The sequence below is a fragment of the Bradyrhizobium sp. genome, assembly GCF_030697065.1.
Taxonomy (GTDB): Bacteria; Pseudomonadota; Alphaproteobacteria; order Rhizobiales; family Xanthobacteraceae; genus Bradyrhizobium.
The window spans coordinates 14,696-40,322 of the sequence record NZ_JAUYQU010000019.1; the positions used below are offsets into that span (position 1 = coordinate 14,696).

Consider the following 25,627-nt stretch of genomic DNA (forward strand, 5'->3'; position numbering starts at 1 on the left):
GAGAGGGGAAGATAAGGGCGCAACCTGATGACCATCCTCCCCGATGTCCCCCTTCCCGCCACCATCCGCTCGCGCCATGTCGACGGCATCAACGGCCTGCGCGTTCATGTGCTGGAAGCCGGCTATGAGACCAAAGGCCGGCCCTGCGTGCTGCTGCTGCACGGCTTTCCCGAACTGGCCTTCAGCTGGCGCAAGGTGATGCCCGAACTGGCGGCCGCCGGCTATCATGTGATCGCACCGGACCAGCGCGGCTATGGCCGCACCACCGGCTGGGATCCTGATTATGACGGCGATCTGAATTCTTTCCGGCTGCTCAATCTGGTGCGCGACGCGCTCGGGCTGGTGTCGGCGTTCGGCTATCGCCATGTCGATGCGGTGGTCGGGCATGATTTCGGCAGCTCGGTCGCGGCCTGGTGCGCGCTGGTGCGGCCGGATGTGTTCCGGTCGGTCGCGCTGATGAGCGCGCCGTTCGCCGGACCGCCGTCATTGCCGTTCGACACCGCGGATGCGCCGCCGAAGCCTGGGGGGGAGGATCCCGTGCATCGCGACCTTGCGGCGCTGCCGCGCCCGCGAAAACACTATCAATGGTACTATTCGACGCGGCAGGCCAATGCCGACATGCATCGCGCGCCGCAGGGCGTGCATGATTTTCTGCGCGCCTATTATCATCACAAGAGCGCGGACTGGAAGGACAACAAGCCGTATCCGCTGAAAGGATGGACCGCGAGCGAGCTGGCAAAATTGCCGACCTATTACGTGATGGATCTGGCCGAGGACATGGCCGCCACGGTGGCGAAGGAAATGCCGGACGCGCAGAGCATCGCCGCCAACCAGTGGCTGCCGGACGCGGAGCTTGCCTTCTACAGCGCCGAATATGCCCGCACCGGATTCCAGGGCGGCCTGCAATGGTACCGTTGCGGCACTTCGGGCCACTTCATTCCGGAATTGCAGACCTGGTCCGGCCGCACCATCGACGTCCCCTCCTGCTTCATTTCCGGCAGACAGGACTGGGGCATCTATCAGCGGCCGGGCGTCATTGAGGCGATGCAGCAGACGGCCTGCACCAACATGGTCGGCTGTCATCTGATAGAGGGCGCCGGCCATTGGGTGCAGCAGGAGCAGGCCGCCGAAGTGAGCCGGCTGCTGCTGGCGTTCCTCAAGCAAGCCGGCACTGGCCGCTGATCGATCGGCCGCCCCGGCTTGCAGCGTCAGCCCTAACTGCGCATCATCCGGGCCGGGCAAACATCAGCAGGAGAATCCCACTTGGCCAAATCGCAATGGAGCTTCAGGAGCGCAACCGGATTGTCGGCAGCCCTTGCGGCAAAGCAGGTCTCCGCCGTCGAACTGGCGCAGGATGCCATCGGCCGCATCGAGCGGCACGACGGCAAGATCAATGCGGTTTGCGTCCGTGATTTCGCCCGCGGCCTGGAAGCCGCCCGCGCCGCCGACGCCGCCCGCGCGCGGGGCGAAACCGGTGCGCTGCTCGGCATCCCCATGACGGTGAAGGAATCCTACAATGTCGCCGGGCTGCCCACCACCTGGGGCTTTTCGCAGCACAAGGATTTCGTGCCGGGCGAAGACGCGTTGTCTATCTCTCGCGTCAAGCAGGCGGGCGGCGTGATTCTCGGCAAGACCAATGTCCCGGTCGCGCTCGCCGACTGGCAGAGCTACAATGATATCTACGGCACCACCAACAACCCGTTCGATCTCGGCCGCACGCCCGGCGGCTCCTCCGGCGGATCTTCGGCGGCCCTGGCGGCCGGTTACGGGCCGCTGTCGATGGGTTCCGATATTGGCGGCTCGCTGCGGGTGCCGGCCTTCCACTGCGGCGTCTACGCCCACAAGCCGACCTACAACCTGGTGCCGCCGCGCGGGCATACGCCGCCGCCATTCCCGGCGATACCGCTGGAGCGCGATCTGTCGGTGATCGGCCCGATGGCGCGCTCGGCCGCCGACCTCACGCTGCTGCTCGACGTGATCGCGGGTCCCGATCCGATGGACAATGGGGTCGGCTACAAGCTCGCGCTGCCGCCGCCGCGTCACGCCGCGCTGAAGGATTTTCGCGTGCTGGTGATCGACGGCGACCCGGTCATGCCGACAGACAAGGACGTCCGCAGCGCCATCGAGACGCTGGCGGGCAAGCTCGGCAAAGCGGGGGTGAGCATCGCGCGGCACAGCCCGCTGCTGCCGGATTTCGCGGATTCTTCGCGGCTCTATATGCGGATGCTGATGGGATTCCTCAGCGCATCCTTTCTGCCGGAGACCATCGAGGGCACGCGGGTCGAAGTCGCCAAACTGGCGGCCGACGACAGGAGCCTGCTCGCCGAGCGGATGCGCGGCATGACGCAAAGCCACCGCGACTGGGTGCTCGACGACGGCGCCCGTGCCCGGCTGCGCGCGCAGTGGCGCGAATTGTTCAGGACGTTCGATGCGGTGATCTGCCCGATCATGCCGACGCCGGCCTATCCGCACGATCACGCGCCGCTGCAGGAAACCCGCCGCATCGGCATCGACGGCAAGGATTACGTCTACCCGGATCAACTGGCGTGGCCCGGCATCGCCACCCTGCCCGGCCTGCCCGCCACCGCGATCCCGCTCGGTCTCACCGCTCGAGGCCTGCCGGTCGGCGTGCAGATCCTCGGTCCCTGGCTGGAAGACCGCACGCCGCTGAAGCTGGCTGAACTGATCGAGCGTGAATTCGGCGGCTTCGTGCCGCCGCCGACGTTTGATGATTGACGGCCCGTGATGATTGACGACCCGTCATTCCGGGGCGAGGCGCAGCCTCGAACCCGGAATCCAGAAGTTGTTGGCACGAAATTCCGGGTTCGCGCTGGCGCGCGCCCCGGAATGACGGAAGAGGACAACACCATGCGCAACGACCTTGCCGAACTGACCAGTCTCAACGCCGACTACATCAATTCCGTGCAGCATTCCGACGTCAAACGTTTCGACGAAATTCTCGCCGACGAGTTCTATTGCTCCAATCCCGACAAGTCGCTGGTGGATCGCGCGGGATTTCTGAAGCAGACCGCGGTGCCGGTGACGATCCGGAATCTGGAGGCGCATGACGTCAAGATCCGCCTGATGGGCGATTTCGCGATCATCCATGCGGCCACGCGCTACACGACGGCGGACGGGCAGCCGGGTTCGGGTCGCTACACCGATTGCTGGGCCCGGCAGAACGGCCGCTGGCTCGCGGTGTCGGCGCACGTGTCGCGGTGAGGCGAAGGCGTCATTCCGGGGCGCGCCCTTCGGCGCGAACCCGGAATCCAGAGATTGTCCGCACGAGATTCCGGGTTCGCGTCTTCGACGCGCCCCGGAATGACAGCTACGCATCAAACATGATCACGCTGCGCACGGTCTTGCCGGCCTTCATCGCGGCGAAGCCGTCGTTGATCTCGCTCAGCTTCAGCTTGGCCGAGATCCAGTCCTCCAGATGCAGCTTGCCGCGCATGTAGAATTCGACCAGCCGGGGCATGTCGACGCGGAAATGGTTGGAGCCCATCGACGAGCCCTGGATCTTGCGCTCGCGCAGGAAGTCGAAGCCGTGCAGTTCGATCTTCTGGCCGAACGGGATCATGCCGACGATGGTGGCGGTGCCGCCGGGGGCGAGCATCGCGAAGGCCTGCTCCGCGGTTTCCTTGCGGCCGAGCACCTCGAACGAGTGATGCACGCCGCCATTGGTGAGGTCGCGCACCTGCTGCACCACGTCGCCATTGGCGGGATCGATGATGTCGGTGGCGCCGAGCTTGGTCGCCAGCTGCAATTTCGCCGGGTTGGTATCGACCGCGATGACGCGGCCGGCGCCGGCGATCTCGGCGCCGTTGATCGCAGCCATGCCGACGCCGCCGCAGCCGATCACGACAACGGTCTCGCCGGGCTGAACTTTTGCGGTGTTGACCACCGCGCCGTAGCCGGTGATGACGCCGCAGCCGATCAGCGCCGCGAGATCGAGCGGCATCTCCTTTTTGATTTTGACGATGGCGTTTTCATGCACGAGCATCTGCTCGGCGAACGACGACAGATTGAGAAATTGATTGAGCTTCTCCGAGCGCGCCCATGACAGCCGGTTCGAGGCGCCGGGCAGCATCTTCACCGTGGTGTCGGTGCACAGCACCGGCCGCCCGGTCGAGCAATTGTCGCAGGTGCCGCAGAACACCGAGAGGCACGTCACCACGTGATCGCCCGGCTTGACGTAGGTGACGTCGGAGCCGACCTGTTCGACCACGCCGGCCGACTCATGGCCGAGCACCGCGGGCAGCGGATGCGGATAGAGCCCTTCCATGAAATGCAGGTCGGAGTGACAGAGCCCGGCGACGGAAGTGCGGATCAGCACCTCGCGCGGGCCCGGCTTCTGCAGGCTGACGTCCTCGATCACGAGCGGCTTGTTGACTTCAACCAGGACGGCGGCCTTCATCGATGTTTCCTCTTTATTTATCTTTCGTCATTCCGGGGCGATGCGCAGCATCGAACCCGGAATCTCGAGATTCCGGGTTCGCGCTTCGCGCGTCCCGGAATGACGGCCCCACTTTAGGCCGCCGAAAGCAATTCGCCAACCTCGGCCATGCCGACCGCGCGGTCGCAGAGCAGATGGCCGGTGATGGCACGCTGCGCGGCATTTTCCGTCAGCCGGAATGGATCGCCCGCGGCTACCCGGTGATCGATCACCATCCGCGACAGCAACAGCCGCCTGGCATCGCCGCGCATCTCGTGGATGCGGCCGCCCTCCCAGGCCAGCGCCACGGCGCTGGCGACATGGTAGAGCAGGCTGGTGGCGCGGCGTGCCTCGGCCTCGTTGTCGATGCGGCCGGCGACCTCGCGAGCAAAGCCGATGGCGCGGTCGGTAAGATCGCGCAGGCGATTGCGCCAGGCCTGCGGCACGCTGGCGCTGTCGTCGAGGCGGGCATGCAGGTCGGCGGCCAGTGCCGCCTCGGCGCCATGGCGGCCGACCGCGCGCTTCAGCGCGTCGATCGCCACGATATTGCCAGTGCCTTCCCAGATCGAGCCGAGATGGGAGTCACGCAACAGCCTGCTGGTGGCGAATTCCTCGATGTAGCCGATGCCGCCGCGCATCTCGAGCGCGTCGCCGCAGACCTTGCGGGCGTCGCGGGTGGCGCGGAATTTCAGGGTCGGTGTCAGGATGCGCAGCAAGGCCGCGGCGTCCTGGCTGCCGGCCTCGGCGCGGTCGAGTGCGTCGGCGGTGACGAAACTCATCGACAGCGCCTGTTCGGTCGCCAGCATGATCTTCATCAGCTGCCGCCGCGCCAGCGGCAGATCGATGATGCGGCTTCCGAAAACCACGCGATTCCGCGTCACCGTCATGGCGTCGTGATGCGCGCGCCGCATGAGCGCGGTGGATTTGACGCCGTTCGACAGCCTGGACGAATTGACCATCTCGGCCATCTGCACGAAGCCGCGGTCGAGCTTGCCGACCGCATAGGCGACCGCGCCTTCCAGCTTGATCTCGCCCGAGGCCATCGAGCGGGTGCCGAGCTTGTCCTTGAGGCGAACGATCCGGTAGTGATTGGGTGTGCCGTCATCGAGCGTCCGCGGCATCAGGAACAGGCCGACGCCACGGGTGCCGGGCCCCGCGCCCTCCGGCCGCGCCAGCAGCATCACGACCTTTGCGTCGGCATTGGAGCAGAACCATTTTTCGCCCGTCAGCCGCCAGTGGTCGCCTTCCTGCACCGCAGTGGTGGTCAGCGTGCCGACGTCGGAACCGCCCTCCTTCTCGGTCATGAACTGGCCGCCCTGGGTCAGCAGTCTCATGTCGGTCTGCGTCAGTCCGTCGAGATACCGGGCCTTCAGCGCATCGCTGCCGAAATTCGACAGCAGCTTGGCGCAGCCGTCAGTAACATTGATCGGGCAGCCCAGCCCGAACTCGGCCTGGTTGAACAAAAACGTAAAGGCGTGCTTTGCCACGACGGGATATTTGTCGGGCCATCCCAAAATGCCCTTGCGGACCGACATCGCGTGAATGCCGAACTCGCCGAACGCGGCGGCTTCCAGTTCGCGATAGGCCGGGTGGTATTCGATCCATTGCGCGTCGCGGCCGAAACGGTCGCGCTGGTGCAGCACCGGAGTGTGGCGGTCGGCCAGCCGCGCGCATTCGTCGAGATGACCGCCGGCGAGCGCACCGAGCCGGTCGAGATGCGGCTCGATGTGGTTGAACAGCGGAGACGGCAGATGAATGCGCAGCAGGTCCGTCAGAGCAGGATCGGCGCGGTAGAAATTCATGCCGGAGGTATCCGGCGCAAGCAGGCCCGGCTGGTCGGCCGGCATGGTCATATCGCTGGATCTGGCTGGCTGGTGCATTTTTTACTCTTGTTCGTTCCGCCCGATATCGGACGATATCGACCCCTACCGATAATGCAGGCGGTCACGCCGTCAACAGGCATAATCAGGGGATCGCCCTGTGGCGGAGGGATACCGGATGTCGCCACAGCGGGTTGCTTGCGGGTTGCCTTCCGGGTTGCCTTGCCGGAATTGCGTCCCCAGATACGGATTGACCGCAAAATCGAGGACCGCCCATGGAATTGCCGCAGTACAAAATTGCCCTGATCGTCGGTGCCGGCGAGGGGCTCAGCGCATCGCTGGCCCGGCTGCTCGCCAAGCAAGGCATCCGCATTGCATTGGCGGCGCGCAAGATCGAGAAGCTGGGCGCGCTTTGCACCGAAACCGGGGCGCGCGCCTATGCCTGCGACGCCACCGATGCGGACGAGGTCGAGCGGCTGTTCGGGCTGGTCGAGCGCGAGATCGGAACGCCCGATCTCGTCATCTACAACGCCAGCGGCCGCGCCCGCGGCGCCTTCACCGACCTGGTGCCCGCCGAGGTCGCCCAGGCGATCGCGGTCAGCGCCTTCGGCGGCTTTCTGGTGGCGCAGCAGGCGGCGCAACGGATGCTGCCGAACCAGCATGGCGCGATCCTGTTCACCGGCGCGTCCGCCAGCGTCAAGGGCTATGCGCAATCGGCGCCGTTCGCGATGGGCAAGTTCGCGCTGCGCGGGCTGGCGCAGAGCATGGCGCGCGAATTGTCGCCGCAGGGCATTCATGTCGCGCATTTCGTCATCGACGGCGGCATCCGCAGCGCCGTGCGCAGCGAGCCCGCCGACCGGCCGGATTCGATGCTGGACCCCGACGCCATTGCGCTGAGCTACTGGAACGTGCTGCAACAGCCGCGCAGCGCGTGGACCTGGGAGATGGAATTGCGGCCCTGGGTCGAGAAGTTCTGAGGGTGATGCCGTAGGGTGGGCAAAGCGAAGCGTGCCCACCATCTTCATGCATAGGCTGTGAATGGTGAGCACGGCGCGAAGAGCGCGCCTTTGCCCACCCTACGGACTGAGGTTCATCGTCATTCCGGGGCATCGCGCAGCGATGAACCCGGAATCTCGAGATTCCGGGTTCGATGCTGCGCATCGCCCCGGAATGACGGACGAAATAACAAAAAATAAACTGGGGGAAGCATGGCCACCGAGATCACCATCGACACCGGCACCGACGAGCTGCTGTGCATCATCCGCGACCGTGTCGCCGTCATCACGCTCAATCGCCCGCAATTCCGCAACGCGATGTCGGACGCGCTGACGCCGGCGCTGCGCAGCATGATCAAGGCCTGCGGCGAGAATCCCGATGTCGGCGCGCTCCTTCTCACCGGCGCCGGCACCGCGTTCTGCGCCGGCGGCGACGTCAAGGGCATGGGCGCCCATCGCGATCCGAAGCGGCTGGCCATGTCCTATAACGAAAAGGTCGCCGACCTGCAGGAACGCCAGCGGCTGCTGACCGGCGCGCTGGCGTCGGTGCGCAAGCCGACCATCGCCGCCCTGCCCGGCCCCGCGGTCGGCGCCGGCCTCGCGCTGGCGATGGCCTGCGACATCCGGATCGCGGCGGAATCGGCGTTCGTCTCCACCGGCTATCTGCGGGTGGCGCTGTCAGGCGATTACGGCATCGCCTGGCTGCTGACCCGGCTGGTCGGCACCTCCAGGGCGCGTGAATTGATGTTCACCGCCGACAAGGTCGAGGCGCGGCGCGCCGAGGCGATCGGCCTCGTCAACCGCGTGGTGCCCGACGCCGAACTGCAGCAGGCGGCATTTGAGCTGGCCCGGACGATGGCCGAAGGCCCGACGCTGGCGCTGCGCTACATGAAGGACAATCTCGACGAGGCCCTGCTGTTCGATTTCGCCACCGCGCGCGACCACGAGGCGGAGCGGCTGGTTCGATTGACCACGACCGCCGATCACCGCGAAGCCGTGCAGGCCTTCATCGACAAGCGCAAGCCGGTGTTCACGGGAGGTTAGGTCCTAGACCGACGCCTGCAGTGCGATTTTCTCCGCCAGCCGCCAGCTGGCGCAGGGAATTTCCTGCGGCGCGACCGCGATGTGCTTTTCGAAGCGCACCAGCTTCCAGTCGCCGGGCGAACGCGTGAAAGCGAAGCCGGAGTTGCGGGCGAGGCCGAGCATGGCGTCGTTAGAGCGCAGCGTATCGCCGAACAGCCTGTTTGCGCCGAACGCCGCGGCCCGGCATTCCAGGTTGCGCAGCAAGCCCGCGCCGACACCATGGCCTTGCCAGCGGTCCTCGACCGAAAGGCCAAATTCAAAACTGTCGGTAGCGGCGTCGAAGGCATAGCGGGCCTCGCCGATGATGGTCTCGGCGCCGTCGATGCGCATGACCGCGACCACGCTGAAGCGGTCGGCCTCGCCGACATGGATGAAGCGATCGAGCTCGGCGGCCGGTAGTTCGCTGATGGCGCCGAGGAAGCGGTTGTAGCGGGAGCCGGTCGAAAGCGACCTGAAATAGGTCTGCAACGCCTCCGCGTCGCGCGGCTCGACGAAGCGAACCGTTACCGGCCTGCCGCTGCGCAGCCGCAGCACATCGGAATGCTGACGGAGGTCCTTGAGACGATACGCGGTCATGGCTGGCTCCCGGTGGTTACGGAAAAGTCGTGGCCGGCGTCCCCCGGAGGGCAACGCCGGCCGGGCGGCATTCAAGCCCGCCAGAACGGCTTTTCGGCCTCGTAGACGATGTCGCTCCAGGACAGCCCGACATCGTGCAGGTCACGGGCGGACAGTTGGGCCAGCACACGCCGGTCGCGCTGGCGCTTGTGCCAGATGCGAAGGGTTTCGAGGGTCCGGGCGAAAATGCCGGACTGATGATGATTTATCATCGATTCATGGGTCAAAGTGGACATGTTAATCTCCTGAAGCTAAGCTATTGAGCAGAATATCTGCGTGAACGACGATTTCGACAAACGACATTGTGTACCGCGTCGCATGAGATAAATTCATGCATTCGGATCAGCCCGATGACCGCGAGACTGCCGTCGCTCAATGGATTGCGCGCCTTCGAAGCGGCGGCGCGACACCTCAGCTTCACGCTCGCGGCGGCCGAGCTGAACGTCACGCAGACCGCGATCAGCCATCAGATCCGGCGGCTCGAACTGGAACTCGGGGTCAAGCTGTTCGTCCGGCAGAACCGGGCGCTGGCCTTGACGGCAGAGGCGCAGGAATATCTCCCCGGCGTGCGCGCCGCGTTCAACGATCTCAAGCTCGCCACCGACCGGCTGCTGCGCCGGGACAGCGACCATGTGCTGACGGTCTCGACGCTGGCGTCGCTGGCGGCGAAATGGCTGCTGCCGAAACTCTCCGCGTTCCAGGAAGCCCATCCCGGCATCGACGTCCACATCACCACCTCGACCAATCTGGTCGATTTCAGGTCCGGCGATGTCGACGCCGCGATCCGCTATGGCCGCGGCCAATGGCCGGGCCTGCGCGCCGACTGGCTGATGGCCGACGAATTGTTTCCGGTCTGCAGCCCGGCCTTGCTGCAGGGCCGGAAGCCGCTGCAGCGGCCGGAGGATCTCGCCGACCATGTGCTGCTGCACACCAGCGCGGCCAATAACGACGACTGGCGACTCTGGCTCACGGCCGCGGGCCTGCCGACCAACCTCTCGAAACAGCCCGGCGTCACCTTCGACCTCGTGTTCATGACCGTGCAGGCCGCGATCGACGGGATGGGCGTGGCGATGGGCCGGACCTCCTATGTCGAGGCCGATATCGCCAAGGGACGGCTGGTGGTGCCGTTCAATATCGCGCTGCCGGCCGACGCCGGCTTCTATCTGGTCTCGCCGGAGGCGAGAGCCGATACGCCGAAACTGTCGGCGTTTCGGCATTGGCTTGGGGCTTCGATTCATGGCAAAGGGGAAGGACTTGGCAGAGGGGGAGGACCTGGCAGAGGAGATGACCTCCGCAAGCCCGAGCCGCTTCCCGAAACAAGACAGCCTGCCCGGCGCCGCCGGGTTTGATTTCCGTGCCAACAATAACAACAAGACGCATGGCCGACCTCTCCGTAGACCTCTCCCGGAAATTCGATGTGCTGGTGATCGGCGGCGGCAACGCCGCGCTTTGCGCCGCGATCAGCGCGCGGCGCGCGGGCGCGTCGGTACTGGTGCTGGAAGGCGCCCCGAAATTCTACCGCGGCGGCAACACCCGCCACACCCGCAACATGCGCTGCGCCCACGACGCCGCCACCGACATCCTCACCGGGCCCTATACCGAGCAGGAATTCTGGGAAGACCTGCAGCGCGTCACCGACGGCGAGACCGACGAGGAACTGGCGCGGCACATGATCGCGGAGTCCAAGGATATTCTGGGCTGGATCGTCGAACAGGGCGTGCGCTGGCAGCCCTCGCTGGGCGGCACGCTCAGCCTCGGCCGCACCAATTCGTTCTTCCTCGGTGGCGGCAGGGCGATGCTGAACGCGCTGTATCTGACCGCCGAAAAGCTCGGCGTCGACATCCTCTACGACGCTGAGGTGCTCGGCCTCGATATCGACAACGGCATGTTCCTGTCGGCCACGCTGAAGCAGAACGGTGCCGACGTCACCGTCCGCGCCGCGACCCTGGTCGCCGCGGCCGGCGGTTTCGAGGCCAACATCGAATGGCTGAAGCAGTACTGGGGCGACGCCGCCGACAATTTCCTGATCCGCGGCACGCCCTATAACCGCGGCTCGATCCTGAAGATGCTGCTCGACAGGGGCGTGCAGGACGTCGGCGATCCCACCCAGTGCCATGCGGTGGCGATCGACGCCCGCGCGCCGAAATTCGACGGCGGCATCATCACGCGCCACGATTCGGTGGTGTTCGGCATCGTCGTCAACAAGCACGCCGCGCGTTTTTACGACGAGGGCGAGGACATCTGGCCGAAGCGCTATGCGATCTGGGGCCGGCTGGTCGCGGCGCAGCCGGATCAGATCGCCTACATCATGTTCGACGCCAGCGTGCGCAACAGCTTCATGCCGACGCTTTTCCCGCCGATCGAGGCGCCGACGATCGCCGAACTGGCCGGCAAGTTCGAACTGGATCCGGCCGCGCTGGAAAAGACCGTCGCCGAGTTCAACGCCGCGGTGCGGCCCGGCACCTTCGACCACACCATTCTCGACGATTGCCGCACCGAGGGGCTGACGCCGCCGAAGACGCACTGGGCGCGGAAAATCGAGACGCCTCCCTACTACGCCTATCCGGTGCGGCCCGGCATCACCTTCACCTATCTCGGCACCCGGGTGAATCGGCAGGCCCGCATGCTGATGAAGGACGGCAGGCCCGCCGCCAACATGTTCGCCGCCGGCGAGATCATGGCGGGCAACGTGCTCGGCAAGGGCTACGCCGCCGGCATCGGCATGACCATCGGCAGCGTGTTCGGACGGATCGCAGGACGGGAAGCGGCGCAAAATGCACGGAACTAGGATCCTCGAGGAAGCCGACCGGCTGATGACGGTCTGCAATTCCTGCCGCTACTGCGAGGGGCTCTGCGCGGTATTTCCGGCTATGGAAATGCGCCGCGCCTTTTCCGACGGCGACCTCAATTATTTCGCCAATCTCTGCCACGGCTGCGGCGCCTGCTACACCGATTGCCAGTTCTCGCCGCCGCACGAGTTCAACGTCAACGTCCCGCAAACGCTGGCGATCGCGCGTGCCGATTCCTACGCTGCCTATGCTTGGCCGCGCGCCTTCGCCGGCCTGTTCGCGCGCAACGGGCTTTCGATCAGCATCATCGCGGCCCTCAGCGTCGCGGCGTTCATCTTCGGCTTCGCCGCATTGCACGACCGCCAGGTGCTGTTCGGCGTCCATACCGGCCCCGGCGCGTTCTACAAATTGATGCCGCACAATGCGATGGCGTCGCTGTTCGGTGCGGCGTTCCTCTATGCGATCGTGGCGCTGCTGATGGGCGTGCGCGCCTTCTGGCGCGACATCGGCGAGCCGATCGGCATGCTGGCCGATCCACCCTCGATCTGGCAGGCGATCAAGGACGCCGGACAATTGCGCTATCTCGACGGCGGCGGGGTCGGCTGCGTCAACGAGGACGAGCGGCCGAGCGATCTGCGCAAGATCTATCACCATCTGACCTTCTACGGTTTTGGATTGTGCTTTGCCTCGACCTCGGTGGCGACCGCCTACCACTACTTCTGGGGGCGCGAAGCGCCGTATCCGTGGTGGGATCTGCCGGTCGTGCTCGGCACGCTCGGCGGCATCGGACTGCTGATCGGGCCCGCCGGCCTGCTGGCGGAGAAATGGAAGCGCGATCCCGCCCTGGTCGACCAGCCGCGCATGGGCATGGACGTCGCGTTCATCGTCATGCTGTTCATGACCAGTCTCACCGGCCTGGCGCTGCTGGTCCTGCGCGAAACCGCCGCTATGGGCGCGCTGCTGGCGCTGCATCTCGGCGTGGTGTTCTCGCTGTTCATCACCATGCCCTACGGCAAATTCGTCCACGGCATCTATCGCTTCGTGGCGCTGGTGCGGTATGCGCGGGAGCGGCGGATGATGGCGGGACATCCGGTTTAATCCATTGCGAGGAGCGCTTGCGGCTCTCGCCACCGTTGCCCACGGAAACGGGTGGTCCGGCCCGGTTAATTTGTCGCAGGAGGGCTGCCATGCTCCGCCAGCCACGCTTCCGCCTCGGTAGGCTGTCGTATATTAAAGAATCACAAGCGGGCGGACAGGCGTCGGAACCGGGGCTGGCATGGCACATCAATCGAAAACGGCGCAACCCACCGTGCCCATGCGGCGTTGGGGAACTTCGGCCATCGCGACGCTCATGGCGATGGCCGCGCTGACGACGCCGACCGCCGAAGCCGCGCCGAAGCAGAAACGCCCCGCGCCCCCCACCGAGGCGACGGCGCCGCGCGATGCGGGCGAGCCGATCATGGCGATCGTGTCGATCAAGCGCCAGCAGGTTACGCTGTACGATGCCGAGGGCTGGATCCTGCGCGCGCCGGTATCGACCGGCACCACGGGACGCGAGACGCCGGCCGGCGTCTTCGCCATCGTCGAGAAGAACAAGGACCACCGCTCGAACATGTATGACGATGCCGAAATGCCGAACATGCAGCGCATCACCTGGAACGGCATCGCGCTGCATGGCGGGCCGCTGCCCGGCTATGCAGCCTCGCACGGCTGCGTCAGAATGCCCTTTGGCTTTGCCGAGAAGGTGTTCGACAAGACGCGGATCGGGATGCGCGTGATCATCTCGCCTGAGAACGCCGAGCCGGTCGAGATCTCCCATCCGGCGCTGCTGGTGCCGAACGCGGAGGCCATTGCGGCCGCGCCGGCCAGGGCCGAGGCGCTCGCCCGCGAGGCGGCCGAGGCCGCCAGGATAGCCGGCGAGACCAAGAAGGCCGCCGCGAAAGCGCCGCGCGAGGCGGCGGCACTGACGGCGGCGCTGCGCAAGCTGGAGCGGCTCAAGAGCCGCGCCGACGCCGAACTCGCCGCCGCCGACAAGGCGCTCGCCGCCGCGAAGACGGATGAAGCCAAAGCGCGGGCCGAAGACCGCCAGCAAAAGGCTGCCGCCAAATCCGTGGACATCGGAACGCAGCTCGACACCGCCCAGGCCGACGCGAAACCGAAGCTCGAAGCCGCCGCCGCCGCCAGGGACGCCGCCAAGGAGGCCGCGCAGCAGAAAGCCGACACTGCCAAAGCGGCGAGCGAGGCGAAACTCGCACTCGAGCCGGTCTCGATCTACATCAGCCGCGCGACGCAGAAGCTTTACGTGCGACGCAACACGCACAAGCCTGCGCCGGACGGGGGTGGAGAGGTATTCGATGCAACCATCGAGGTTCCGGTCGCGATCCGCGAACCCGGCAGGCGAATCGGCACGCATGTGTTCACGGCGGTGGCGCGCAACGATACGGGCCTGCGCTGGACTGCGGTCACGGTCGACGGCGCCGACGACGCAAGGAACGCGCTTGACCGCATCACCATCCCGCAGGATGTGCTCGATCGGATCGCACCAACCGCATTGCCGCGATCCTCGATCATCATCTCCGACGAGCCGCTGAGCGTCGAGACCAACTATCGTACCGAGTTCGTCGCGGTGCTGAGCCATCAGCCGCAAGGCGGCTTCATCACGCGTCCGCGCACGCCCCCGGTGGATATGCACGTCGCGAGCGACGACGGCTTCGGCTTCTTTTTCCAGCCCGATCGCAACCCGCACCGCGGCAACGCGTACCCGCGCAGCGGCCAGTATTATCGTCAGGGGCCACGCGGCTTTTGGTAAGGCGCGGCACGCGGCGCGTTTCGTAGCGAGCCAGAGACGCCCCTCTGTCGTGGTGGGCGGGGCAAACTGACAAATCTGATTTCCGCAATTGCCGGGAACCGCGGTCAGTTCGCAGCCGGTCTCGATCCAGATACCTTGCGGCGCGAGCCGTTGCGTGTTGAAACCCCAAGCGGGGGACGATGCGAGCCGAACACATGCTGTCGAGACGCCATCCATGAGCGGCCAGAAGCCGGCCATCTGGCTTTTCACCGCGCTGGTTCTGTCGGCGGCCATTCCGGTCCTGCTGCTCGGGGGATGGATTGCCTATGTCACGGCTGACCAGCAGCGCAGCTACGCCCGCAGGGCGGCTACGGAAGCGCTCACCCAGGCGGCGCACCGGATCGAGAGCGAGATTTCACGCGAGATGCAGGTTGCAAACGCGCTTGCCAACTCGATCGCGCTCGACCGGGGGAACCTGAACGATTTCTACCGGGAGGCGTCCCGGCTGGTTGCCGACCGCCCTCTCTGGGAAACCGCGTCGCTGACCAAGCCGGATCAGGAGCAGGTGCTGAACGTCCTGCGCCCCCTGGGCGAACCGCTCGAGCCGGTATCCGACACCGACAGCTTCAGTGCCGTGCTGCGCGCCCGCAAGCCCATCCTGGGAGGACTCGGCCCGTACCAGCCCGCCATCGGCAAGCGCCTTGTGGCCCTGCGTGTTCCGGTGATTCGGGACGATGAGCTCCGCTACGTCCTGACGATCGGCCTGTTGCCCGATCAGATCAGCACGATTTTGGCGCAAACCGGATTGCCCGCCGGGTGGGCCGGGACCGTCGTCGATGCCAAGGAACAAATCGTAGCCCGCACGCCAGACATGGTCCCTGCGAGCGGAGGCACCACGACACCCGCCGTCCAGGAAGCCATTGCTCGCGGCAGGTCCCAGTCGGTCCCGGCCAGGACAAGCGAAGGCCTGGATGTTGAAACCATGCACCGCGTCATGGCGGGCACCGATGGCTGGTCGGTGCATGTGGGAGTTCCGGTATCGGAGCTCAACGCTCCGGTGGCGCGTTCCCTGCGCGTGCTGATCGGAGGAACGGCCGCCAGCGTCGGGCTGGCAATCGCACTCGGATGGGTGATCGCGCGCGAAATTGCCCAACGACGCAACGTCGAGGCGCTTCGATCGGCCGCCGCGCTGCTGGACAGCGAGAAGCGGGGCGCGCTGGCCATCGATGCCGCCGAGCTTGGCACCTGGCGCTGGGATCTGGCCACCGACGAATTCAGCGGCTGCAATCGCTTTCGCAAGCTGCTCGGGCTTTCGATTTCCGATTCGGGGGTAACGACGGCGCCCGCCGCCGAGGTCTTCGCCGTGATCGAACCGTCACACCGGCCCGTCCTGTCGCAGTTCGGCACCTCCTGCCTCGAGAGCGGCAAATCGAGCAGCGTCGAATTCCCCGTTCAAACGCAGGATCGCGGCACGCATTGGCTGCGAGCCGCCGGGAGGGCCGAAGGCCAACCCGACCAACGCCACGTGATACACGGCGTGTTGGCCGATATCGACATTCTCAAGCGCGCGGAAACGGAGCGGTCGCATCTGCTTCGGCGCCTGGCGTCCGCCCAGGAAGAGGAGCAGCGCCGGATTTCACGCGAGTTGCACGATCAGGTGGGCCAGACCGTAACGGGCCTTTCGCTGGGGCTCAAGGCACTCGAACAGCGGCTGGCCAATGGCAGCGATGCAGTTGCCACGACCGAGCAAATACGCTGGCTCGAGTCGCTTGCGGTCCAGATCGGTCGCGACATCCATCGCTCCGCTTCGGATCTGCGGCCTGCCGCCATCGATGATCTGGGACTTTTCAGGGCCATCGGAGCCTATGTTGCGGAGTGGCAGGAGCGTTATCATATCGAGGCGGATCTGCAGACGTTCGGCCGGGACAACTCACTGCCGCTCGATGTCGCGGTGGCGCTGTACCGGATCGTCCAGGAAGGCCTGACCAACGTTCTCAAACACGCAAAAGCCGGCAAGGTCAGCCTTGTTCTCGCGCAGAAGCCGGAAGCGGTGACGCTGGTCCTCGAGGACGATGGCGTAGGCTTCGATGCGGAGAGCCGGGCGCCGCCGCACGGCCATCAGGCTTCCGGCCTCGGTTTCTCCGGGATGAGAGAACGGACAGCGCTTCTCGGCGGCACCATCGCCGTGGAATCCACGCCAGGCAAGGGGAGCACGATCTTCGTGAGGATACCGATCGAGAACAAGGGCGATGCGCGATGACGCGCATTCGCATCAGTCTGGTCGACGATCATCCGGTCGTGCTGGCCGGCATCCGGGCGCTGCTGCAGGCGGCGCCCGAGGTTGAACTCGTCGGGGAAGCCAGTACGGGCGCCACGGGTCTGAAGATCATTTGCGAATGCTCTCCTGATATCGCCGTGATCGACCTTTCCCTGCCGGACATGAGCGGCATTGAACTGACGCGCAGGGCGGTCAAACGCTGCCCCGAGGTGAAGATCATCGTGCTGACCGTACATGAGGATCGCGCCTACATTCATCCGGTTCTCGAAGCCGGAGCAAGGGGATACCTCCTGAAACGATCCGCCGCGGACGAATTGCTTCGCGCCATCCGGATCGTGAAGCAGGGCGACACCTATCTCGATCCCGCCATAGCGGAGAAGGCGTCGACGGCCGCCCCTGATTCGGGCGCCGTCCCCGGCAATGATGGCGGCGAGCTCAGCCGGCGGGAAGAGGACGTGCTCCGACTCGTGGCCCAGGGACTGAGCAACAAGCAGATTGCCGGGCAACTGGAGGTCAGCATCAAGAGCGTCGAGACCTACAAATCGCGCGCGGCCGAAAAGAAGGGTCTTCGCAGCCGGGCGGACATCGTCCGTTTCGGCGTCCAGCACGGCTGGCTGACCGCACCAAACTGACGGGGCGCCCGGCGAACGCTATTTCGGCGGCATTGCGGACGGGGCGCCCGTTATGTCGCTCAGCGGCACGCAGCTCTTCTTGCGCCGATTGACCTTCGGCATGTCCTGCACTTTCAATACCTTGCCCGCCGAGCAGGAGCCATCGTTCACGTAGATGGTGGCGTATGGATCCATCAGGCGAGGCTCGAACGAGTGAATCTTCTGGGCCAGGGACGGCCACGAAACGACCATGGTGACGACAAGCACGATCAGGCCCACCGGCCGCCACCGAATGTTCCGCAATCCCGAATCCGGATTGGCTTCGACACGCAATCTCTCCATGGCTCAGGCGCCCCTTCCAGCGCGGAGCAGCCCGGTAACTGACGGTTCGCCCCTGGATTTGCCATGAATGACATCGGTGACCGGAATGAGACAACGCGCATATGCTTCCTTGAGCTTCCGAATCATTTCAACGTCTGCGGCCGACGAATCCAGGACAAAATTCTCTCCCCTGTGAACCAGCAGTCCTGCCGCACAGAGCCCGTCCAGCGCCCGTGCCGCCTCCGCGTCGCTGGTGTAGATCCGTGCCGCGACCTGACGCAGAGTCCAGCGCTTGTCCGGGCAGGACCAAATCAGAAGCAGGGCTTCAATTTGCGGCACGGTCGCGATGTATTTTACGATGAACTCCCGAACTTCGTCGGGGACGTATGGCTCTGGCATGCCTGGACTGCTCGTCGTGATCTGGAAGGCTTACCGGAAGCCGGGTGAATCAGCACTTGCAAGCGGCCAGCGGCGCCGTTGTGTCGGAACTGAAAGCGTATGGCTCGCTCTGGCGAGCGGAGCGTCGAGGCGATATCAGGGCGCCTTCCGCGAAAGGCGCTCCGTCACATCGAAGCATCCGGTTGGGCTGCATGGATTCCGGGAGATATTCCACTCAGGCCTTGCCGGGTGCTCTGATTGCGCGAATCATTGTTGCAGACCAGGCAAATCGCCTTGGATATGAGCTGTCCGTTGACGGCCACCCGTTCGTAGAGATGCGGCGTTCGTTCCGAACAAGGTTCGCAATAGGACAAAGGCCGGTTTTCGTTGCATTTGCCGTTGGACATTTTCGAGCCCCCAAGAGTTGGCGTTTAGATGTGGCAAGCCGCGCCAGTCAGTGATGCCAGCGTTCCCAATGACGGCATCCGACCCCCGCGCACGACCCATGATTCGCCTTACAGCGAACTTCGCTACCGCTCCCTCGTCACGATGAATTGGACCGTCACAAATCCGATGAGAAGCGCCGCAGACATCAGCGCCTGGTTGCGAAGGTCCGAACTGGGTATTCCCAGATTTTTGTGGGCGATTTGCGACATCGAATAGGCAGCGACAGCCGCACTGCCCGACGCCAGCAGAAACGCGATTGCATGATCACAGAACTTTTTCACGTTCGTCACCGATCAACGCGTCTCTCGCCGTGCTGGCAGAACGAAGCGCTCCCTGCTCCCGATACAGCCAGAATCCCCGGTCACACCATAATGCGATGACGCTGTTCGCGATGTCAGGAAAAACCTGTCATGGGCAGCAGGCAAATAATGCTAGTGACGCGGGGTCGATAAAACGACCGCTGCCAAAGATGGCCACGCGAAGGCCACACACGATTACGCCCCGGGAGAGAGGGGAAAGGCCGCCGTAAAGGCGGCTTTTCCTTTTTCGGTCGGCAGTTCGCCGCGGCGGCTTGCGGCGAGTTCTACAAATCCACCACGACGTAGTCGCTCTCCACCGACACCGCCAGCGTTTCGGCCACATACGGTCCCTTCACCACATTGGTGCCGGGCTCGACATGGACCGGATAGGCGCGGGTGCGGAATTTCCCGGGATCGCAATAGGATTGCCCGGTGCGGATGTCGAATTCCCAGCCATGCCAGGGGCAACGCAGGATTTCGCCCTGCCTTGTATATTCGATCTCGCCGGGATCGGACGATCGCGCGAGGCCAATCAACGGGCCCTCGCACAGCGCCGCGCCCTGGTGCGGGCAGCGGTTCAACAGGCCGAAGAATTCGCCCTCGATGTTGAAGATCGCGATCGGGCGCTCATCGATGGTGAGAAATTTGCGCGTGCCCGGCGGCAACTCGTCCACCGGCGCGATGACGTGACGGGCCATTTTCAAGTCCGCATAATCTGTTCGGAAAACCGGCTTCCACTTTTCCGGATCATGCTAAGCGATCCCGTACAGCTTTTTCGCATTGCCGAGATAGAACGCCTCGCGGTTGGCGTCGCTGACCCCGGGCGGCAGCACGCGCGACGGTTCGTCGAAGTCCCAATGCGGGTAGTCAGTGGCAAACAGCAGCTTGTCCCAGCCGATCCAGTCGATGACGTCGAACAGATGGTCGCGCCGCTCCGGATCCTCCATCGGCTGGGTGGTCCAGAAGATGTGGTCGCGGATGTATTCCGAGGGCTTGCGCCTGAGGTGCGAAACTTCGCCGTGCAGTTTCCCGAAGACCTTGTCGAGACGCCATGACAGCGACGGCGCCCAGCCGAAGCCGGCCTCGATCATCACCATCTTCAGTTTCGGGTAGCGTTCGAACACCCCTTCCAGCACGATGCTGGCGAGCGCGGTCTGCTGGCACTGCGAATGCCCGACCATCTCCTCGATGTAGAAACTCGGCCAGCCGGAGGCGGTGATCGGATTGCCGCCGAAGCCGAAGGCGTGCACGCCGACCGGAAGGCCCGCCTCCTCGGCGGCTTCGTAAATCGGCCAGTAGCGGCGCTGGCCGAGCGGCTCGACGTTGCGGCTGAGCAGCAGCACCTGGACGAAATTGCGGTCGCCGGCGCGGCGGCGGATTTCGGCGGCAGCGGACACGCCGTCCTCATTGGCGACCACGACCGAGCCTTTCAGGCGGCTGTCCTGGCTGGTCCATTTCGCGATCTGCCAGTCGTTGATGGCGGTAGCCAGCGCCGTGGCGAGATCGTGATTGCGCATGCCCTGTCCGGTGGCGCCGAGCGGATTGAGTACGCCGAGCGCCACATTGTAGGGATCGAGCAGCTGCTTTTGCATGAACGACAGCGACGAACCCTGCTGGCCGCCTTCCGGCGGCCAGGCGTCGCGGCGGGACGCATTGGGCTGCGCCTTCGGATAGGGCGGGCCTTCCATCATGCCCTGATAGGGATGGACGCCCCAGGTTTCGAGATGGGCATGCCAGCGCTTCGCCAGGAACGGATACAATTCGTCCTTCGTCGCACGCGCCGGATGGATGTCGCAATCGGCGATCGCGGTCTTGACGCCGACCGGCGAACCCGGCTCCGGGCGGTCGCGGAACTGGACGTTCATGGTGTCGCCTCCTGCTTAATGGGCATGATCTTCTCCGAGAACCTGATTCCACGTTTCGGGATCATGCCGCCACCGGCTGCTTCAGACGAGGGTAAGTCGCATGCGGATTATCGATCATGATCTTGCGCACGAGATCCGGCGACATTCCCTCCGGCAGCACCTGGTCGCCCTCGAATTGCCAGTGCGGATAGTCGGTCGAGAATAGGAGCAATTCATCCGACTGCATATGGTCAAACAGGCGATTGAGTATGGCCGGATCCGGGGGCGCGTCGATCGGCTGTAGCGAAAACCGGATGTTGCTGCGCACAATTTCCTGGGGCGCGCGGTCCACCCACGGGGTCTCCATGCGCACACCACGCCAGAACTTGTGCAAGCGCCACAGATAGGACGGCAGCCAGCTCCAGCCGGATTCCAGCATCACCATTTTCAGATTCGGATGCCTGGAAAATACACCCTCGACGATCAGGCTGGTCAATTGGGTCTGGAATGCCTGCGCCTGCGCGACGTAATCCTCGATGTGATAGGACCCCCAGCCGACCGAGGTCGGCGGGTTGTGATAGGCGCTGCCGGCGTGAATGCCGATCGGCAATCCCAAGCGCTCGGCGGCGGCGTAGATCGGCCAGTAGGCGCGCTTGCCGAGCGGCATGTCGCCCATCGCCAGCATCAGCACCTGGACGAAGCGCTTGTCCTTGGCACAGCGTTCGATCTCCGCCACGGACTTCTCGACGCTCTGCATCGGGATCACGATCGAGCCTCGCAGCCGCGGCTCCCTGTCGAGCCATTCCCTGGCGAGCCAGTCGTTCAGCGCGCGGCAGAACGCATCCGCCATGTCCTCGGAAAACACCATCTGCACGCCGTACAGCGGATTGCAGATGCCAAGGCTGACGCCGAAGCGGTCGAGCGCCTGCGTCTTCATGTCCGGGAGGCTGGAACCCGGCTTGCCCTGTGCCGGCCGCCAGTCCGGTCGCGCCGAGATCGGCGAATTGGTCGGATAGGATTGCGACACGAGGTCGGTCATGCCCCGCGTCGTCACCTGATCGCGCCAGTAATCGTTGAGGTAGGGCAACAGGCTGGTAAGATGAGGAACGGCGGGATGCAGATCGCAATCCACGCCGCCCGCGAGCGGTGACGTCATGACCTCTGGTTTCCTCTTCGCTCGTGGCGCCGGGTTCGGGCGTTGGCTCGCTGAACCTGCCCAGCATAAGGCGCGCGCGCTGGCCCGTCCATCGACGAGCCAATGCCCCGCGAGTCGGCAGCCATGCAATCCTGTGCTAGGAGATCAGCAACACGTCTCGCTGAAGTCCATCCCGCGCCAGAATTGAGAGTCCGATGAAAGACCTTGTCCCGATCGCCGAACAGATCGCAGCACGGCTGATCGCGCGAAAGCAGACCATCGCGGTCGCGGAGTCCTCCACCGGCGGGCTGATATCCGCCAGCCTGCTCGCGGTGCCCGGCGCTTCGGCCTATTTCCTCGGCGGCGCCGTGGTCTATACCCGCGACGCGCGGCGGCTGTTGATGGACATCCCCGACGCGGAGATGAAGGGCATCCGCTCGGCGTCCGAGCCCTATGCCAGGCTGCTGGCCAGCCGGATCCGCGCACGCTTCGCCACCGACTGGGGCCTGTCGGAAACCGGCGCCACGGGACCGACCGGCAACCGCTACGGCGACGCCGCCGGTCACAGCTGCATGGGGCTCGCGGGACCGCAGGACGCGGTGATCACGCTGGAGACCGGCAGCGCCGACCGCCTCGCCAACATGTACGGTTTTGCCAGTGCTGCGCTGAATTTGCTGCTGCAGAATTTGTCGCGATAGCGACCCCCGCTGCCGTCCCCGCGCAGGGACGACGAGGGAGTGCGCCTCACTTCTCCCGGAACGACCGCATCAATTGATCGCTGAGCGGCTTCATCAGGTAGGACAGCATGGTGCGGTCGCCGGTCTGCACGAAGGCTTCCACCGGCATCCCCGGGATCAGCTTGACCTCGCCGAGGCGTGCCACCTCCTCCGGCGCCATCGAGACGCGGATGGTGTAATGGCTCTGCCCGGTGCGCTGGTCGGTGGTGACGTCGGGCGAGACGCGCGAGACCACGCCGTTCAGTTCCGGCGTGGTGTGCTGGTTTAGCGCCGACAGCCGCAGCACCGTCTTCTGGCCGATCTGCAGCTTGTCGATATCCTGCGGATTGACCTTGGCCTCGACCGACAGATCGTCGGCCTGCGGCACGATCATCATGATGGCGTCGCCGGCGGTGATCACGCCGCCGACGGTGTGAACGGTGGATTGCAGCACCATGCCGTCCTGCGGCGCGCGGATGTCGACCCGGCGCAACTGGTCTTCGGCAGTCACCTTGCGCTCGACGAATTCGCCGATCTTGTCGTTGGTCTCGCGCAGGTCCTTGGAGACTTCGCTGACCAGGTCCTTGTCGACCTGGATGATCTGCAACTCGGTCTCGGTGATCTTGCCCTTGGCCTGCGCCCTTGCCGCAATGTATTGCGCCCGTTCGCCGGTCAGCCTTGCGGCGTCGCGCTCCAGCACGGTGAGACGCGAGAGCTGAACCAGCCGCTGCTCGAACAGCGAGCGGACCCCGACCAGCTCCTTTTCGACCAGCACGATTTCCTTGTCCTTGGCCTGTTCCTGCGCGGTCAGGCCGGCGATCTCTTCCTTGAGCTGGGCGACGCGTTCGCGCAACTGCGACTTCTGTCCGGCGCGACCGGTGGTGCGCACCTCGAACAGCTTGCTCTCGCTGGCCATGACGTTCTGCACGTCGGGATCGTTCGGGCGGTCGAGCAGCATCGGCGGGAAGGTGATCCGGTCGAGGCCACGCTGTTCGGCCTCCAGCCGCGCCGCCCGCGCCCACAGCCCGTTGAGCGCCTTGTTGACGATGGCGAGGCCGGCCCTGGTGACGGTGTCGTCGAGCCGCACCACGATGTCGCCGGCCCTGACGCGGTCGCCGTCGCGGGCGCGCACCTCGCCGACCACGCCGCCGGTCGGGTGCTGAACTTTCTTGACATTGGAATCGACAACCACTTGTCCCGGCGCAATCAGCGCGCCGGAGATCTGCGCGGTCGATGCCCAGGTGCCCAGCCCGCCCACCAGAAGCAGGACGACGGAGAGGCCGATGATCATGTGCAGCCGGATCGACGCCCTCGACTCCCGCGTTTTGCTGTCCGTCATGACTTGGCAACTCCTCCCTCGGAGACGATCTTGATCGGCGACGGCGGCGCAACCCGCGGCTGCAGCACCTGACCCAGCACGGTTTCCTTCGGCCCGAAGGCCTGCATGCGGCCGTCCTTCAGCACCAGCAGCATGTCGACCGCCTCGATGCCGATTGGCCGGTGCGCCACCACCACCACGATGGCGCCGCGCGCGCGCGCGCCGCGAACCGCCCGGGTCAGGGCCTCGTCGCCCTCGGTATCGAGATTGGAGTTCGGCTCATCAAGCACGATCAGGAACGGATCGCCATAAAGCGCCCGCGCCAGTGCCACGCGCTGCGCCTGGCCGGCCGAGAGCGAGGTGCCCTGCTCGCCGATCTGGGTGTCGTATCCCTCGCGCATCTTGATGATCATGTCGTGGACGCCGGCTTCCCTGGCGGCCCTGATGATGCCGTCGGAGGTGGCTTCGGGATCGAATCGGCAGATGTTCTGGGCGACCGATCCGGCGAACAGCTCGACATCCTGCGGCAGATAGCCGATGTGGCGGCCGAGCACATCGCTCGACCACTGGTCGAGTGCGGCGCCATCGAGCCGCACCTTGCCGCGCACCGGCTGCCAGACCCCGACCAGCGCGCGAATCAGCGACGACTTGCCCGATCCGCTCGGCCCGATCACGCCGAGGCCGTTGCCGGCTTCCAGCGCAAACGTGACGTCCTGCACGATGATTTTCTGATCGCCCGGCGGCACGATGCTGACGCCTTCGACCGACAGCCGCTTCGACGGGCTCTGCAGCAGGGTCTGCTCGGACTGCGCGGGCAGGGTTTCCAGCAGCTTGTTGAGGCGGTGCCAGCTCTGCCGCGCAGCGACAAAGCCCTTCCAGTGCGCGATGGCGAGATCGACCGGCGCCAGCGCCCGCGCGCTCAGGATCGAGCCTGCGATGATCACGCCGGCGGTGGCTTCCTGGTTGATCACGAGATAGGCGCCGACCGCGAGCACCGCGGACTGCAGCACCATGCGCAGGACCTTGGCGACGGCGCCGAGACCGCCGGCGACGTCGCTGGCGCGCTGGTTGCCCGAGAGATATTTTTCGTTGGCCTCGGTCCAGCGTTTGGTCAGCCGGCCCGACATTCCCATCGCGACCAGCACTTCGGCGTTGCGCCGGCTGGTGGCGGCCAAATCGTTGCGCCGCGCCGCCAGGCCCATGGCCTCGCGCGCCGGCGCGCGCGACATGAATTCGGTGATGACGGTGAGCGTGACCAGAATGATCGCGCCGACCAGCGCGGTGACGCCGATCAGGGTGTGGAAGGCGAAGCAGATCGCCAGGTAGAACGGCAGCCATGGCAGGTCGAAGAACGCGCCCGGCCCCATGCTGGAGAGGAACGAGCGGACGTTGTCGAGATCGCGCAGCGGCTGCAGGCCCTCGTTGCGGCCGCCCACCATCAGCGGCAGCCGCACCACGGTATCGAACACGCGGGCATTGAGCGCTTCGTCCAGCGAGGTGCCGATGCGGACCAGCACGCGGCCGCGAATCAGATCGAGGATGCCCTGGGTGACGTACAATCCGCCGGCCAGGATCACGAGGCCGACCAGCGTCGGGATGCTGCGGCTCGGCAGGACCCGGTCGTAGACCTCCAGCATGAAGATCGAGCCGGTCAGATACAGACGGTTGATCACGCAGCTCATGAGGCCGACGCCGATGAAGGCGCCGCGGCAGGCGCGCAGCGCATCGCCGAGTTCGGAACGCCGGACACCGGGA

The 25,627-nt window shown here is 65.3% G+C and carries 24 protein-coding genes; 12 read left to right on the forward strand and 12 right to left on the reverse strand.

The window, feature by feature from the left end:
• Positions 1-27: 27 nt before the first annotated feature.
• The 3 genes from Q8R73_RS01400 (at position 28) to Q8R73_RS01410 (ending at position 3,222) form a co-directional block, all read left to right on the forward strand.
• Complete coding sequence (locus Q8R73_RS01400) at positions 28-1,182, forward strand: alpha/beta hydrolase (protein ID WP_305717763.1); 1,155 nt, start codon at positions 28-30, stop codon at positions 1,180-1,182.
• An 81-nt stretch (positions 1,183-1,263) separates the two neighbouring features.
• Entirely contained in the window at positions 1,264-2,736 is a 1,473-nt protein-coding gene (locus tag Q8R73_RS01405) for an amidase (protein ID WP_305717764.1), read from the forward strand.
• Between the two features lie 132 nt (positions 2,737-2,868).
• On the forward strand, positions 2,869-3,222 hold the full coding sequence (locus Q8R73_RS01410; protein WP_305717765.1) for a nuclear transport factor 2 family protein: 354 nt from the start codon (positions 2,869-2,871) through the stop codon (positions 3,220-3,222).
• Between the two features lie 106 nt (positions 3,223-3,328).
• Here the strand turns inward: Q8R73_RS01410 and Q8R73_RS01415 are convergent, their stop codons facing one another.
• Together Q8R73_RS01415 and Q8R73_RS01420 are read right to left on the reverse strand one after the other, a co-directional pair.
• On the reverse strand, positions 3,329-4,417 hold the full coding sequence (locus Q8R73_RS01415; protein WP_305717766.1) for a Zn-dependent alcohol dehydrogenase: 1,089 nt from the start codon (positions 4,415-4,417) through the stop codon (positions 3,329-3,331).
• A 113-nt stretch (positions 4,418-4,530) separates the two neighbouring features.
• A complete protein-coding gene (locus Q8R73_RS01420; protein ID WP_305717767.1) occupies positions 4,531-6,315 on the reverse strand; it encodes an acyl-CoA dehydrogenase family protein in 1,785 nt (594 codons plus the stop codon).
• Positions 6,316-6,530: 215 nt separating this feature from the next.
• Here Q8R73_RS01420 and Q8R73_RS01425 point away from each other — a divergent pair, with 215 nt between their 5' ends.
• Together Q8R73_RS01425 and Q8R73_RS01430 are read left to right on the forward strand one after the other, a co-directional pair.
• A complete protein-coding gene (locus Q8R73_RS01425) occupies positions 6,531-7,232 on the forward strand; it encodes an SDR family NAD(P)-dependent oxidoreductase (RefSeq protein ID WP_305717768.1) in 702 nt (233 codons plus the stop codon).
• A gap of 231 nt (positions 7,233-7,463) precedes the next feature.
• A complete protein-coding gene (locus tag Q8R73_RS01430; RefSeq protein WP_305717769.1) occupies positions 7,464-8,294 on the forward strand; it encodes an enoyl-CoA hydratase in 831 nt (276 codons plus the stop codon).
• A 3-nt stretch (positions 8,295-8,297) separates the two neighbouring features.
• Here the strand turns inward: Q8R73_RS01430 and Q8R73_RS01435 are convergent, their stop codons facing one another.
• Both Q8R73_RS01435 and Q8R73_RS01440 read right to left on the reverse strand, forming a co-directional pair.
• Positions 8,298-8,909 carry a GNAT family N-acetyltransferase gene (locus Q8R73_RS01435; protein ID WP_305717770.1) on the reverse strand — a complete coding sequence of 204 codons (612 nt, stop codon included), beginning with the start codon at positions 8,907-8,909 and terminating at the stop codon, positions 8,298-8,300.
• Positions 8,910-8,980: 71 nt separating this feature from the next.
• The gene (locus Q8R73_RS01440) at positions 8,981-9,184 is read right to left on the reverse strand and encodes a DUF1127 domain-containing protein (RefSeq protein WP_305717771.1); all 204 of its coding nucleotides are present in this window, start codon (positions 9,182-9,184) and stop codon (positions 8,981-8,983) included.
• Between the two features lie 114 nt (positions 9,185-9,298).
• On the opposite strand from Q8R73_RS01440, the gene Q8R73_RS01445 reads away from it, so the two are divergent.
• From Q8R73_RS01445 to Q8R73_RS01470, 6 genes are all read left to right on the forward strand, one after another.
• A complete protein-coding gene (locus Q8R73_RS01445; RefSeq protein WP_305717772.1) occupies positions 9,299-10,297 on the forward strand; it encodes a transcriptional regulator GcvA in 999 nt (332 codons plus the stop codon).
• 29 nt (positions 10,298-10,326) lie between these two features.
• Entirely contained in the window at positions 10,327-11,736 is a 1,410-nt protein-coding gene (gene tcuA / locus Q8R73_RS01450) for an FAD-dependent tricarballylate dehydrogenase TcuA (RefSeq protein WP_305717773.1), read from the forward strand.
• A complete protein-coding gene (gene tcuB, locus Q8R73_RS01455; protein ID WP_305717774.1) occupies positions 11,723-12,835 on the forward strand; it encodes a tricarballylate utilization 4Fe-4S protein TcuB in 1,113 nt (370 codons plus the stop codon). Before tcuA ends, tcuB begins: the two co-directional genes overlap by 14 nt.
• A gap of 178 nt (positions 12,836-13,013) precedes the next feature.
• On the forward strand, positions 13,014-14,546 hold the full coding sequence (locus tag Q8R73_RS01460; protein WP_305717775.1) for a L,D-transpeptidase: 1,533 nt from the start codon (positions 13,014-13,016) through the stop codon (positions 14,544-14,546).
• Between the two features lie 214 nt (positions 14,547-14,760).
• A complete protein-coding gene (locus tag Q8R73_RS01465; RefSeq protein WP_305717776.1) occupies positions 14,761-16,785 on the forward strand; it encodes an ATP-binding protein in 2,025 nt (674 codons plus the stop codon).
• On the forward strand, positions 16,782-17,435 hold the full coding sequence (locus Q8R73_RS01470; protein ID WP_305717777.1) for a response regulator transcription factor: 654 nt from the start codon (positions 16,782-16,784) through the stop codon (positions 17,433-17,435). Before Q8R73_RS01465 ends, Q8R73_RS01470 begins: the two co-directional genes overlap by 4 nt.
• Before the next feature lie 18 nt (positions 17,436-17,453).
• On the opposite strand, the gene Q8R73_RS01475 is transcribed toward Q8R73_RS01470, so the two are convergent.
• The 6 genes from Q8R73_RS01475 to Q8R73_RS01500 form a co-directional block, all read right to left on the reverse strand.
• Positions 17,454-17,756 (reverse strand): hypothetical protein, encoded by a 303-nt coding sequence (locus Q8R73_RS01475; protein WP_305717778.1) that lies wholly within the window; start codon positions 17,754-17,756, stop codon positions 17,454-17,456.
• A gap of 3 nt (positions 17,757-17,759) precedes the next feature.
• The gene (locus tag Q8R73_RS01480; protein ID WP_305717779.1) at positions 17,760-18,134 is read right to left on the reverse strand and encodes a hypothetical protein; all 375 of its coding nucleotides are present in this window, start codon (positions 18,132-18,134) and stop codon (positions 17,760-17,762) included.
• A gap of 509 nt (positions 18,135-18,643) precedes the next feature.
• Complete coding sequence (locus Q8R73_RS01485; RefSeq protein ID WP_305717780.1) at positions 18,644-18,841, reverse strand: hypothetical protein; 198 nt, start codon at positions 18,839-18,841, stop codon at positions 18,644-18,646.
• Between the two features lie 302 nt (positions 18,842-19,143).
• Positions 19,144-19,557: a Rieske (2Fe-2S) protein gene (locus tag Q8R73_RS01490; protein WP_305717781.1), complete on the reverse strand. Its 414-nt coding sequence runs from the start codon at positions 19,555-19,557 to the stop codon at positions 19,144-19,146.
• A 54-nt stretch (positions 19,558-19,611) separates the two neighbouring features.
• Positions 19,612-20,724 carry an amidohydrolase family protein gene (locus tag Q8R73_RS01495; protein ID WP_305717782.1) on the reverse strand — a complete coding sequence of 371 codons (1,113 nt, stop codon included), beginning with the start codon at positions 20,722-20,724 and terminating at the stop codon, positions 19,612-19,614.
• 61 nt (positions 20,725-20,785) lie between these two features.
• Positions 20,786-21,859, reverse strand: coding sequence for an amidohydrolase family protein (locus Q8R73_RS01500; protein ID WP_305717783.1), 1,074 nt, complete (start codon positions 21,857-21,859; stop codon positions 20,786-20,788).
• Positions 21,860-22,053: 194 nt separating this feature from the next.
• On the opposite strand from Q8R73_RS01500, the gene Q8R73_RS01505 reads away from it, so the two are divergent.
• Entirely contained in the window at positions 22,054-22,536 is a 483-nt protein-coding gene (locus tag Q8R73_RS01505) for a CinA family protein (RefSeq protein WP_305717784.1), read from the forward strand.
• A gap of 46 nt (positions 22,537-22,582) precedes the next feature.
• Here Q8R73_RS01505 and Q8R73_RS01510 read toward each other — a convergent pair whose 3' ends face one another.
• On the reverse strand, positions 22,583-23,893 hold the full coding sequence (locus Q8R73_RS01510) for an HlyD family type I secretion periplasmic adaptor subunit (protein WP_305717785.1): 1,311 nt from the start codon (positions 23,891-23,893) through the stop codon (positions 22,583-22,585).
• On the reverse strand, positions 23,890-25,627 hold a 1,738-nt coding region (locus tag Q8R73_RS01515), incomplete at its 5' end, for a type I secretion system permease/ATPase (RefSeq protein WP_305717786.1). The genes Q8R73_RS01515 and Q8R73_RS01510, both read right to left, overlap by 4 nt.

Excerpts from the sequence above, each read along its gene's own strand:
- Q8R73_RS01475 (WP_305717778.1), bottom strand. The coding sequence starts at position 17,756 with ATGGAGAGATTGCGTGTCGAAGCCAATCCGGATTCGGGATTGCGGAAC.
- Q8R73_RS01490 (WP_305717781.1), bottom strand. The coding sequence starts at position 19,557 with ATGGCCCGTCACGTCATCGCGCCGGTGGACGAGTTGCCGCCGGGCACG.
- tcuA (WP_305717773.1), top strand. The coding sequence starts at position 10,327 with ATGGCCGACCTCTCCGTAGACCTCTCCCGGAAATTCGATGTGCTGGTG.
- Q8R73_RS01410 (WP_305717765.1), top strand. The coding sequence starts at position 2,869 with ATGCGCAACGACCTTGCCGAACTGACCAGTCTCAACGCCGACTACATC.
- Q8R73_RS01510 (WP_305717785.1), bottom strand. The coding sequence starts at position 23,893 with ATGACGGACAGCAAAACGCGGGAGTCGAGGGCGTCGATCCGGCTGCAC.
- Q8R73_RS01505 (WP_305717784.1), top strand. The coding sequence starts at position 22,054 with ATGAAAGACCTTGTCCCGATCGCCGAACAGATCGCAGCACGGCTGATC.
- Q8R73_RS01430 (WP_305717769.1), top strand. The coding sequence starts at position 7,464 with ATGGCCACCGAGATCACCATCGACACCGGCACCGACGAGCTGCTGTGC.
- tcuB (WP_305717774.1), top strand. The coding sequence starts at position 11,723 with ATGCACGGAACTAGGATCCTCGAGGAAGCCGACCGGCTGATGACGGTC.
- Q8R73_RS01425 (WP_305717768.1), top strand. The coding sequence starts at position 6,531 with ATGGAATTGCCGCAGTACAAAATTGCCCTGATCGTCGGTGCCGGCGAG.
- Q8R73_RS01470 (WP_305717777.1), top strand. The coding sequence starts at position 16,782 with ATGACGCGCATTCGCATCAGTCTGGTCGACGATCATCCGGTCGTGCTG.
- Q8R73_RS01440 (WP_305717771.1), bottom strand. The coding sequence starts at position 9,184 with ATGTCCACTTTGACCCATGAATCGATGATAAATCATCATCAGTCCGGC.
- Q8R73_RS01495 (WP_305717782.1), bottom strand. The coding sequence starts at position 20,724 with ATGAACGTCCAGTTCCGCGACCGCCCGGAGCCGGGTTCGCCGGTCGGC.
- Q8R73_RS01460 (WP_305717775.1), top strand. The coding sequence starts at position 13,014 with ATGGCACATCAATCGAAAACGGCGCAACCCACCGTGCCCATGCGGCGT.
- Q8R73_RS01445 (WP_305717772.1), top strand. The coding sequence starts at position 9,299 with ATGACCGCGAGACTGCCGTCGCTCAATGGATTGCGCGCCTTCGAAGCG.
- Q8R73_RS01415 (WP_305717766.1), bottom strand. The coding sequence starts at position 4,417 with ATGAAGGCCGCCGTCCTGGTTGAAGTCAACAAGCCGCTCGTGATCGAG.
- Q8R73_RS01465 (WP_305717776.1), top strand. The coding sequence starts at position 14,761 with ATGAGCGGCCAGAAGCCGGCCATCTGGCTTTTCACCGCGCTGGTTCTG.
- Q8R73_RS01400 (WP_305717763.1), top strand. The coding sequence starts at position 28 with ATGACCATCCTCCCCGATGTCCCCCTTCCCGCCACCATCCGCTCGCGC.
- Q8R73_RS01435 (WP_305717770.1), bottom strand. The coding sequence starts at position 8,909 with ATGACCGCGTATCGTCTCAAGGACCTCCGTCAGCATTCCGATGTGCTG.
- Q8R73_RS01480 (WP_305717779.1), bottom strand. The coding sequence starts at position 18,134 with ATGCCAGAGCCATACGTCCCCGACGAAGTTCGGGAGTTCATCGTAAAA.
- Q8R73_RS01420 (WP_305717767.1), bottom strand. The coding sequence starts at position 6,315 with ATGCACCAGCCAGCCAGATCCAGCGATATGACCATGCCGGCCGACCAG.
- Q8R73_RS01500 (WP_305717783.1), bottom strand. The coding sequence starts at position 21,859 with ATGACGTCACCGCTCGCGGGCGGCGTGGATTGCGATCTGCATCCCGCC.